4 protein-coding genes are annotated in these 3,713 nt (G+C 48.4%); 2 read left to right on the top strand and 2 right to left on the bottom strand.

Going from position 1 to position 3,713, the window contains the following annotated elements:
* Both KDK17_RS14080 and KDK17_RS14075 read right to left on the bottom strand, forming a co-directional pair.
* The coding region (locus tag KDK17_RS14080; RefSeq protein ID WP_257288319.1) for a WD40 repeat domain-containing protein at nt 1-1,506 on the bottom strand (1,506 nt) is incomplete at its 3' end.
* A 251-nt stretch (nt 1,507-1,757) separates the two neighbouring features.
* Complete coding sequence (locus KDK17_RS14075; RefSeq protein WP_257254297.1) at nt 1,758-2,087, bottom strand: PBPRA1643 family SWIM/SEC-C metal-binding motif protein; 330 nt, start codon at nt 2,085-2,087, stop codon at nt 1,758-1,760.
* Nucleotides 2,088-2,426: 339 nt separating this feature from the next.
* On the opposite strand from KDK17_RS14075, the gene KDK17_RS14070 reads away from it, so the two are divergent.
* Both KDK17_RS14070 and KDK17_RS14065 read left to right on the top strand, forming a co-directional pair.
* Nucleotides 2,427-3,428 (top strand): ArsJ-associated glyceraldehyde-3-phosphate dehydrogenase, encoded by a 1,002-nt coding sequence (locus tag KDK17_RS14070; protein WP_257254298.1) that lies wholly within the window; start codon nt 2,427-2,429, stop codon nt 3,426-3,428.
* 4 nt (nt 3,429-3,432) lie between these two features.
* A partial coding sequence (locus tag KDK17_RS14065; protein WP_257288318.1) for an arsenate reductase ArsC occupies nt 3,433-3,713 on the top strand: 281 nt, incomplete at its 3' end.

Below are 3,713 nucleotides of genomic sequence, written 5' to 3'. Positions count from 1 at the left end.
TTTACTGGCGGTTACCACATGACGACCATCAGCACTGAAGACAGCTGAATTGACCCAGCCGTCATGAGCAATGGAGGCCTTTTCTATCCAGACTCCGTCCTTGAGACCATAGATTTTCACCGTTTTATCTTGACTGGCGGTCACCACATGGCGGCCATCGGCGCTGAAATTGGCTGATCTCACACAACACTCATGACAAATGATGGCTTCTGGTTCCCATGATCCACCGGCCTTATGACCATAAATTTTCACCGTACTATCGTCACTGGCAGTCATCACACGGCTGCCATCGGGACTGAAGGTGGCTGAGGAGACCCAGGCAGAATGAGGAATGACAGCCTTTGCTTCCCACGATCCATCGGCCTTCTGAACATAGATTTTCATCTTGGAGTCGTCACTGGCGGTCAGCACATGGGTGCTATCGGGACTAAAGGTGGCTAATCTGACAAAACTGTCATGGGGAATGGAGCCTTTCTCCAGCCATGATCCATCGTCCTCCTGACGATGGATTATCGCCTTGTCATCAGCACCGGCGCTTATCACATAGCGGCGATCAGCGCTGAAGCTGGCTGACATGACCGCAGCTTCATGGAAAATGGTGGCTTTTGGTGCCCAGGATCCATTGGCTTCCTGACCATAGATTCTCGCCGAGTGATCATCACTGGAGGTCACCACAAGAGCGCCACCGGGACTGAAGGTGGCTGAGTTGACCTTTTCACCATGAGTAATAGTCAATTTTGCTTCCCATGATCCATCGGCCCTGAGACCATAGATTCTCGCCCTGCCATCATCACTGGCGGTGACCAGATGACTGCCATCGGGACTGAAGGTGGCTGAGTTGATAAAGTCAGTGTGAACAATGTTAGTTTTTACCTCCCATGATCCACTGATGCCCTGACCAGAGATTTTCGCTATGTTATGACCGAAAACCGCAGTGTTGGTCACCACATGCCGACCATCGCCGCTGAATGAGGCTGATACAATCTGGCTACCATGAGAAATCTCGCCTTTTTCAACTAATTTAAATGTTTTACATTTAGACATCAGTTCACTCATGGTGAAACAGAAAATAGCTGGAAATGCATCACTCTCCCGGCGACCTGCAATTGACTCGATTAGCGTCTCATCATTCGTAAACTGCCCCAACCAGCCGCTGAGTTGGTTGTTGTCTTTGGTACTGATGACTGTCTTTAGTTGAGCCTGATGTGCTGAAGGAAACCGGTGATACCAAGCCTTCGCCAGAGCATCACCTTCTTGAATAGCATTGTAGAACTTGAAGCATGTCCGTTTTAAAAGGGCCACAGTTGGAAGATTCAAAGAGTCAATGACTTTATATTTGATTTCTAAGGGCAGTTCCTCCAGTAAAGATTCACACTGGTGAGATTCACTGATCTCCCTACCCATACCGATACCGGTTGGTGAATCTGATCGGGAAGACTTAGGTAACGTCGGGGGTGAATCAACACTCTTGGAGTTGTCGTTTATTTGCTTAATATCCGGTGTCATTTCTGTTTACTCCAAAGCGGGTATTTGTCCTGATTTTGAAATGCGATTCAAAAGATGAGGCAAATTGGACTCGGTTTTAGAGTAAAAGTTCATAACATGTCGAACAGTGGTTCAGACCATTTCAGCCATATTGTGAAACGGTCCTTAATCCGGGAGCTGAACAATGGCCGGTAGTATATGAAACACCACCAGGGAACCACAACAAAGCCTTTTGAAGTAGAAGCTGCCTGAAAGTCGGGCAGGTGCTAATATCAGCCGCAGCACTTCTTGTATTTTTTGCCACTGCCACAAACACAGGGATCATTACGGCCCGGTGTTTTTTCTACCACCTTGGTGGTGGGCAGGTTCTTCAGCAGTTCCAGGTCGGAGACATCTTCCTGCTTCTCTTCATCGACCTCAATGATGTAAAACCAGCCATTCTCTTCAAAGATGGCCGATAACTCCTGCTCACGCTCTTCATTCTGAACAACCACACTGGCAGGGTTTTTCTCAGTACCCAGTCTGGCTGTTTTCTTGCGCTCAAAACCCCGGTTGTGTTTATCCGCAAGGTTCATCAGACGGTTGCCTTCGGCATAAAGCATAGGTAGCCCACCATTCTTGATCGTAAATTCTGTATCCGCACCCGATAACCTCCAAGCACGAACAGCCAGTAAAACCGGCGTAATCTAATGGATTTGAGAGGATTTAGCCAGAAGTCTGATGATTTTTTAGTCAAATAACTCATTATCCGGCTTCCAGATTCCCGGGACTCACACCAGCGAGTCCTGATCGCTGACTCAAGAATGCTAAGGGCTAAGTAGAATTACTGAAATCAACTTTGAATACTTGACGCCCTCTTCTTTATATTTGATTATCCGCATATACAAATATTCAAACTTTTTCTTCAAATCATCAGCCAACCTTGTTGTTGTGAGGTCACCATGGCGGTAAAAGTAGGTATTAATGGTTTTGGTCGAATCGGTCGCCTGGTGTTGCGTGCTGCTTTTGACTGGCCAGAACTGGAGTTTGTCAGAATCAATGACGTAGCAGGCAGTGCCCCAACCCTGGCGCACCTTCTGGAGTTTGATTCTGTTCAGGGTCGCTGGTCGCGCACTGTCTCAGCCACTGACAACAGCATTACCGTTGATGGCAAGACGATCATCTGCAGTCAGATAAAAGAGATAGACGACCTGGACTGGTCCGATTGCGATGTGGTTATTGACGGCACCGGCGTACACAAGAAAACACCAATCCTGCAAAAATACCTCAACCAGGGCGTCAAACGGGTAGTTGTCACTGCTCCTGTAAAAGAAGAAGGTGTTCTTAATGCCGTTATAGGTGTCAACGACCACCTGTTCGATCCGGAAACACACCGGATTGTAACGGCTGCATCCTGTACCACCAACTGCCTGGCACCTGTCGTAAAGGTCATTCACGAAAATCTGGGTATTGTCCGTGGCAGCATGACGACGATTCACGACATCACCAACACCCAGACGATTCTGGATGCACCACACAAGGATCTTCGTCGTGCCAGAGCCTGCGGAATGTCCCTGATCCCAACCACTACCGGTTCCGCAACAGCCATTACTCATATTTTCCCGGAATTGAAGGGCAAGCTGAATGGCCATGCAGTTCGGGTGCCACTGGCCAACGCATCTCTGACCGATGTGGTGTTTGAAGTGGAAAGAGACACCAGCATTGAAGAAGTGAACCAGCTGCTGAAGTCCGCTGCAGAAAATGAGCTCGAAGGCATTCTCGGTTATGAGAACAAACCTCTGGTTTCCATCGATTATCTGGGCGATACCCGCTCCAGCATTGTGGATGCGCTCTCAACCATGGTGGTCAATAATCGAATGGTGAAGATCTATGCCTGGTATGACAATGAGATGGGTTATTCAGTAAGAACGGCTGAACTGGCCAGAAAAGTCGGGTTAGCCTGATTTGATGATGACACCACTGCTTTCTATCCTGTTTCTCTGCACGGGAAACTCGGCCCGTTCCCAGCTGGCAGAAGCCATCTTTCGCAATATGGCCGGTAATGACTTCAGAGTGTTCAGTGCTGGTACTCAGCCCCAGGGCATTGATGACAGGGTCTTTCAGACACTGAAAAAGCGGGGCATTGCTACTGATGGCCTGAAAAGCGAGAGTCTGGAGGATCTTGATGAACAGCAATTTGATTACGTCATCACCCTGTGTGATAACGCCAAGAATGGCTGTTGCGGAAC

It is taken from the genome of Endozoicomonas sp. SESOKO2 (assembly GCF_024606245.1).
Classification (GTDB): domain Bacteria; phylum Pseudomonadota; class Gammaproteobacteria; order Pseudomonadales; family Endozoicomonadaceae; genus Endozoicomonas_A.
This window is presented reverse-complemented; position numbering and strand designations above follow the sequence as displayed.

What these genes read in the sequence shown, in the direction of transcription:
- KDK17_RS14075 (WP_257254297.1), bottom strand. Translation starts at nt 2,087, where the DNA reads ATGCTTTATGCCGAAGGCAACCGTCTGATGAACCTTGCGGATAAACAC.
- KDK17_RS14070 (WP_257254298.1), top strand. Translation starts at nt 2,427, where the DNA reads ATGGCGGTAAAAGTAGGTATTAATGGTTTTGGTCGAATCGGTCGCCTG.